Origin of the sequence: Planobispora rosea (assembly GCF_014648175.1) — a bacterium.
Classification (GTDB): Bacteria; Actinomycetota; Actinomycetes; order Streptosporangiales; family Streptosporangiaceae; genus Planobispora; species Planobispora rosea.
Genome location: NZ_BMQP01000056.1, coordinates 40,116 through 46,225, shown reverse-complemented (window position 1 = coordinate 46,225; position 6,110 = coordinate 40,116). Strand labels below are relative to the sequence as shown.

The window sequence follows — 6,110 nt, the reverse complement described above, 5'->3', positions numbered from 1 at the left end:
CCACATGCTCACAGTTGTCCAGCACCAGCAACACCTCCCGCCCGCTCAACGCCGCCACCATCCGCTCGGTGGCGTCCGGGGCGGGGCGGCCGGGCACCGGTGGCGCGATACCGGCCTCGCGCAGGCCGAGCGCCCCGAGCACGGCCTGGGGGACGTCGGCCCCGTCCGTCACCGCGGCCAGGTCGGCGAAGCGGACCTCACCGGAGACACGTCCCGCCGCCTCCACCGCCAGCCGGGTCTTGCCCGCTCCCCCGGAACCGGTGAGGGTGACCAGCCGCACCGCGCCGAGGAGGGCGCCGACCCGCTCCAGTTCCTCCTCCCGCCCGACGAAGCTCGTGAGTTGCGCGGGAAGCCCGGTGTGAGGGCCGCCTCCGGCCGCGATCCCGTCGGCCTCCTCCACCGGCTCGGCGGGCGGCGGATGCCCGGCTGACGAATCGGCGGGCGGCGGATGGCCGGGTGACGGCTCGATGAGCGGCGCTACGACGAGCAACGGCTCGGTGAGCGAGGGGTCGGTGAGCGAGGGGTCGCCCCGGAGCACCGCCAGATGCAGGGCCGCCAGGTCCGGCCCGGGTTCCGTGCCGAGCTCCTCGGCGAGGACCCGGCGGGCCTCCTCGTAGGCGGCCAGGGCCTCCGCCTGGCGGCCGCTGCCGTACAGCGCCCGCATGAGCTGCCCGCGTGTCCGCTCCCGGAGCGGGTGTCCGGCCACCAGGTCCCGGAGCTCTCCGACCAGCGTCCGATGCCCGCCCATGGCCAGTTCGGCCTCGATCCGGTCCTCGACGGCGCCCAGGCGCAGCTCCTCCAGCCGTGTTGCGTGCCCGGCCGCGAACGGGGCGTCTCCCACGTCCGCGAACGCCGGTCCCCGCCACAGGGCGAGCGCGTCCCGCAGGAGCACCGCCGCGCCCGCCGGGTCACCCGCGGCCAGGGCGCGGCGTCCCGCGAGCGCCAGCCGCTCGAACCGGTGCGCGTCGACGTCCTCGGCCGCCGCGGCGAGCCGGTAGCCCGCCGGATGTCCCTCGACCGCACCGGCCCCCCGCAGCTGCCGGCGGAGCCGGAAGACCTGCGACTGGAGCGCGTTGGCGGCGTTGGCCGGCGGCTGGTCGCCGTACAGGCCGTCGATCAGCCACTCCGTGGTGACCAGCCGCCCGGCTTCGATCGCCAGCATCGCGAGCAGCGCGCGGACCCGGGGCCCGCCCACCGCGATCGCCTCTCCTTCGGCGTCCCGCACTTCCACCGCGCCCAGAACGCCAAACCACATAGTACTGATTATCGTTATTTATCTGGGCATATAGCCAATCTATAGGGACGATTTCCCCGAGTCTTCAGGCGGAGGCCGCCCTCCTGCCGCCGGAGGAGCGACGGTCTCGTTTCTCCTCCTTGCTCCCGATATGCAGATCGGTGAAGCCGGTTGACAATCGACTCGGCTCGCACACCAGAGCCACGCACGCCATGAGCCGCACCCGCTACCCGCAGGACGGCCCGGGCACCATCGCCGGGATGACCCGTCTCCTTCACGGACGCGGACGTCCGGCTCGGGCCCGACGAATGGAGACCGTGTGCGCAGAAAGCTCCCCCTGCTCACCCTCGTCCTGCTCGCCGTCACCGTCCTGCTGCCCCTCGCCCCCGCCGGAGCCGCCACCGCCGGAGCCGCCACCGCCCGGAATCCGGCGCCTCCCGGCGGGAAGGGCATCACCTGGACGCCCTGCCCCGAGAACCCGGCCGTCGAATGCGGCAAACTGGCGGTCCCGATCGACTGGGCCGCCCCGGGCGGCCCCACCATCGAGGTGGCCCTGGCCCGGCGCAAGGCCACCGATCCCGCGGCCCGGATCGGGTCCCTGCTGATCAATCCAGGCGGTCCCGGCGGCTCCGGCGTGGACTTCGCCATCTACGGCGGCTACTTCAGCGAGGAGATCACCCGCCGCTTCGACGTCGTCGGTTTCGACCCGCGTGGGGTGGCCCGCAGCAACCCCGTCGTGTGCTCGACCGACCTGCTCGCCCGCGCGCCGTACCCGATCATGAGGAGCCAGGCCGACTTCGACGGCCTGCTGGCCTACAACCGGCAGCTGCGCGAGGACTGCCGGGCCCGCACCGGGCCCCTCTACGATCACGTGGACACCCTCAGCGTGGTGCGCGACATGGACGCCATCCGCGCCGCCCTGGGCGAGCGGAGGCTGACCTACTACGGCGTCTCGTACGGCACACTGATCGGACAGCTGTACGCCGAGACCTTCCCCCACCGGGTCCGCGCCCTCGCGCTGGACAGCAACATGGACCACAACCTGGGGACCCGGGCCTTCCTGGACACCGAGAGCGCCGCCGCGCAGGACTCCTTCGACGAGTTCGCCGCCTGGTGCGGCCGGGACGCGACCTGCGTGCTGCACGGCAGGGACCTGCGGGCCTTCTGGGCCGATCTGCTCACCCGGGCCGAGCGAGGCGAGCTGCGCTTCCCCGGAGAGCCGGACATCCCCCTGACCCAGCTGGACCTCATCGGACTGGCCTTCGGCGGGTTCTACGGCCCCTCCTGGGCGCAGCTGGCGGAGCTCCTCGTCGCCATCGACACCGGCACCGAGCCGCCCGCCGGGATCCTGTCCCGGCCGCGGGCGCAGAACGCCGAGGTCTCGCAGTTCCCGGCTCAGGTGTTCTGCCTGGACTACCGGCTGCCGATCCGCGATTACCGGGAGTACGCCTCCCACCTGCGCCGCTCGGCGAGGATCGCACCCGACATGCGGTACAGCCCGCTGGCGTTCAGCATGGCCGCTGCCTGCCTGGGCCAGCCGGCCCCGATCCCCAACCCCCAGCACCCGCTGCGGGTCCGCGGCAGCGCGCCGCTGCTGCTGGGCAACGCGCTGCACGACCCGGCCACCGGATACGACTGGGCGCTCGGCACGGCCCGGCAGCTCGGCCGTCAGGCGGTGCTGCTGACCTACGAAGGCTGGGGGCACGGCGTCTACGACCGCAGCGAGTGCACCCTCGGGGCCTTCGACGGCTATCTGGTGAACCTGACCCTGCCCGCCCGCGGCGCCCGCTGCCCGGCCGTACCGCCCATGCAGGCGAAGGCCGCAGGAAAGCAGTGGCCGAAGCCGACCGGGCCGTTGCCGACCGTACCCGGATGGCTCCTGTCCGCACGCCTGGCGGCGCACGCCGGGTAGGCCCGAGGGTCCCCGGGAACCCTCGAAGCCCCTGGGAGTCATGAGTCCCTGCATGAGTCCCTGAGAGTCATGGGACGACCCCTCGGCCGTCGACCGGCCGGCGGAGGAGCCCCGCTCACCGGCGTCACTCCGGCGGGCGGGGCTCCTCCCGTGGAACGCGCCGCGGCGTCCCGGCGCTCATCGGCCCGCGCTCATCGGCCCGCGCTCATCGGCCCGCGCTCATCGGCCCTGGCGATACCGGCCTCGATGCCGTCGAGGATCCAGGTCAGGCCGAGAGCGAAACCGGTCTCCCAGTCATCGTCCGCGACGAGGGGCCCGTGGGCGGCGAGGACCGGGTAGCGCTCCCGGTTGGCGTGCAGGTATTCCCGCGCGGCCCGCCGTACTTCCCGCTCCGCGCCGGTCGGCCAGGTCGCCTGCATCAGCCCGGAGCCGATGACGTAGTTGGACAGCCCGTACGCCGCGGCGGTGAGGCCGGGTCCGGTGACTCCGGCCTCCAGAAGAGTGGCGTACAGGAACTCGCTGCGGGCCAGCACGTTGGGGCCCAGCATCGGACGGCTCAGCAGAGCCGCCGACCAGGGATGCCTCAGCAGGACCGCACGCCATCCGTTGATCAGCGCGGTGATGCCGGCACGCCACCCCTGACCGCCCTCCGGCGGAATCTCGACCTCGGCGAAGATCGCGTCCAGGGCGAGGTCGAGGACGTCGTCCTTGGTCTTCACGTGCCAGTACAACGTGGTGGAGCCGGTGCCGAGCCGTTCGGCCAGGCGCCGCATGGTCAGCCGGTCGGCGCCTTCGGCGTCCAGCAGCGCCACGGCCTCTTCGACGATCCGCTCCCGGGTGAGCGGCGGCGCGGCCCGCCCGGCCCGCGCCGGGGTGCGCAGCCATACCTGGCCCGCGGTGCCCGAACCCCCGGTTCCCCGTCCTGCCTCACTCGCTTCCACAGGAGGAGTCTAGTATGAGGATCGAGTACTGGATCGTTGATCCGGTAACCGGAACATCGATCCAGCAGCCGCGCCCGGGGCGGTGGAGGAGCGACGATGGCAGGGCATGTCGAGGTGGACCGGCTGACCTACGTGCTGCCGGACGGGCGGCTTCTGCTGCACGAGGTGTCGTTCCGCGTCGGCGACGGGGTCAAGGCCGGACTCGTGGGCCCGAACGGCGCGGGCAAGACCACTCTGCTGCGGCTGATCGCCGGAGACCTGCAGCCGGACGACGGCCGCGTGGTCTCCTCCGGAGGCCTGGGGGTGATGCGCCAGTTCATCGGCGGCATCCGCGACGACCGGAGCGTGCACGACCTGCTGCTGTCGGTGGCGCCGGACCGGATACGGGCCACCGCCGCGGCCCTGCTGCGGACGGAGGCGGCGCTGGCCGCCCGCGACGACGAGGCGGCGCAGCTGGCCTACGCGCAGGCCGTCTCCGACTACGCCGACGCCGGCGGCTACGCCATGGAGGTCGTCTGGGACGTCTGCGCCACCGAGTCCATGGGCCTGCCCTACGACGCGATCCGGGACCGCCCGGTGAGCAGCCTGTCGGGAGGCGAGCAGAAACGCCTCGTCCTGGAAGCCCTGCTGCGCGGCCCGGACGAGGTCCTGCTGCTGGACGAGCCGGACAACTACCTGGACGTGCCCGGCAAACAGTGGCTGGAGGGCCGGTTGCAGGCCACGGACAAGACCGTGCTGCTCGTCTCCCACGACCGGCGGCTCCTGGCCGACGCCGCCGACCGGATCGTGACGGTGGAGGACCGCGGGGTCTGGATCCACGGCGGGGGCTTCGCCACCTACGCCAGGGCACGCGAGGAGCGCATCAGCCGGCTGGAGGAGCGGCGCCGCCGCTGGAACGAGGAGCACGCCAGGCTCAGGCGACTGGTGCGCACCCTGCAGCAGACCGCCGCCGGCAACGACGCGCTGGCCTCGGCCTATCGGGCCGCGCGCACCCGGCTGAGCCGCTTCGAGCAGGCCGGCCCGCCGCAGCGTCCGCCCAGGGCGCAGAACGTACGGATCCGGCTGCGCGGAGGCCGCACCGGCAAACGCGCCGTCGTCTGCGAGAACCTGGAGCTCACCGGTCTGATGCGGCCGTTCGGCACCGAGATCTGGTACGGCGAGCGCGTCGGGGTGCTCGGCTCCAACGGCTCGGGTAAGTCCACCTTCCTGCAGTTGCTGGAGCAGGCCGCCGACGGCGCGGTGCCCGCCGTACCGCACACCGGTTCGGTACGGCTGGGAGCCCGGGTGGCACCCGGCCGTTTCGTGCAGACCCACACCCGGCCGGACCTGCACGGCCGCAGCCCGGCTGAGCTGGTCATGACCGGTCACGCGCTCACCTTGAACGAGGCGATGGCCGCTCTGGCCCGCTACGAACTCGCCCCCGCCGCCGACCAGCGTTTCGAGACGCTCTCGGGCGGGCAGCAGGCCCGCCTGCAGATCCTGCTGCTGGAGCTGTCAGGCGCGACCCTCCTGCTGCTGGACGAGCCCACCGACAATCTGGACCTGGCCAGTGCCGAGGCCCTGCAGCAGGGCCTGGCATCCTTCTCCGGAACCGTGCTGGCCGTCACCCACGACCGCTGGTTCGCCGCCGACTTCGACCGCTTCCTGATCTTCGGCGCCGACGGGACCGTCTACGAGAGCGACGAGCCGGTCTGGCACGAAGGACGGGTCGAGCGCACACACGGACGGTGACGGCGCCCCCGACCGGCAGGACGCGGATCACCGGAATCGCAGCGGTTGCCGCCGTCCTGAGCCGTAGTGCGAACGGAAGAACCGACACCGACGCCGACGCCGGGACACGGACAACAACGGCGGTGCCCCGATAGGCACCGCCGCCGGCGGAAGGTCTGCGCTCCTCGTCGCCGTTCTCGACGAGCGGTGTTCGAGTGACGAGACCTGGTGTGGAGCTATGGGGATTCGAACCCCAGACCTCTTCCATGCCATGGAAGCGCGCTACCAACTGCGCCATAGCCCCTGGTCACCG

4 protein-coding genes and 1 tRNA gene are annotated in these 6,110 nt (G+C 72.7%); 2 read left to right on the top strand and 3 right to left on the bottom strand.

Going from position 1 to position 6,110, the window contains the following annotated elements; genetic code table 11:
* Positions 1 to 1,255 (bottom strand): AfsR/SARP family transcriptional regulator (locus tag IEZ08_RS35500; RefSeq protein ID WP_189243909.1); only part of this gene is annotated, 1,255 nt, incomplete at its 3' end.
* 298 nt (positions 1,256 to 1,553) lie between these two features.
* Between IEZ08_RS35500 and IEZ08_RS35495 the strand changes: the two genes are divergently transcribed.
* Complete coding sequence (locus IEZ08_RS35495) at positions 1,554 to 3,146, top strand: alpha/beta hydrolase (protein ID WP_189243908.1); 1,593 nt, start codon at positions 1,554 to 1,556, stop codon at positions 3,144 to 3,146.
* A 191-nt stretch (positions 3,147 to 3,337) separates the two neighbouring features.
* Here the strand turns inward: IEZ08_RS35495 and IEZ08_RS35490 are convergent, their stop codons facing one another.
* Positions 3,338 to 4,087, bottom strand: coding sequence for a TetR/AcrR family transcriptional regulator C-terminal domain-containing protein (locus IEZ08_RS35490; protein ID WP_068925664.1), 750 nt, complete (start codon positions 4,085 to 4,087; stop codon positions 3,338 to 3,340).
* Between the two features lie 96 nt (positions 4,088 to 4,183).
* Between IEZ08_RS35490 and IEZ08_RS35485 the strand changes: the two genes are divergently transcribed.
* Positions 4,184 to 5,818 (top strand): ABC-F family ATP-binding cassette domain-containing protein, encoded by a 1,635-nt coding sequence (locus IEZ08_RS35485; RefSeq protein ID WP_068925666.1) that lies wholly within the window; start codon positions 4,184 to 4,186, stop codon positions 5,816 to 5,818.
* A gap of 210 nt (positions 5,819 to 6,028) precedes the next feature.
* Here IEZ08_RS35485 and IEZ08_RS35480 read toward each other — a convergent pair.
* Positions 6,029 to 6,101: transfer RNA gene (locus tag IEZ08_RS35480), tRNA-Ala, on the bottom strand.
* Positions 6,102 to 6,110 lie beyond the last annotated feature (9 nt).

What these genes read in the sequence shown, in the direction of transcription:
- IEZ08_RS35485 (WP_068925666.1), top strand. Translation starts at nt 4,184, where the DNA reads ATGGCAGGGCATGTCGAGGTGGACCGGCTGACCTACGTGCTGCCGGAC.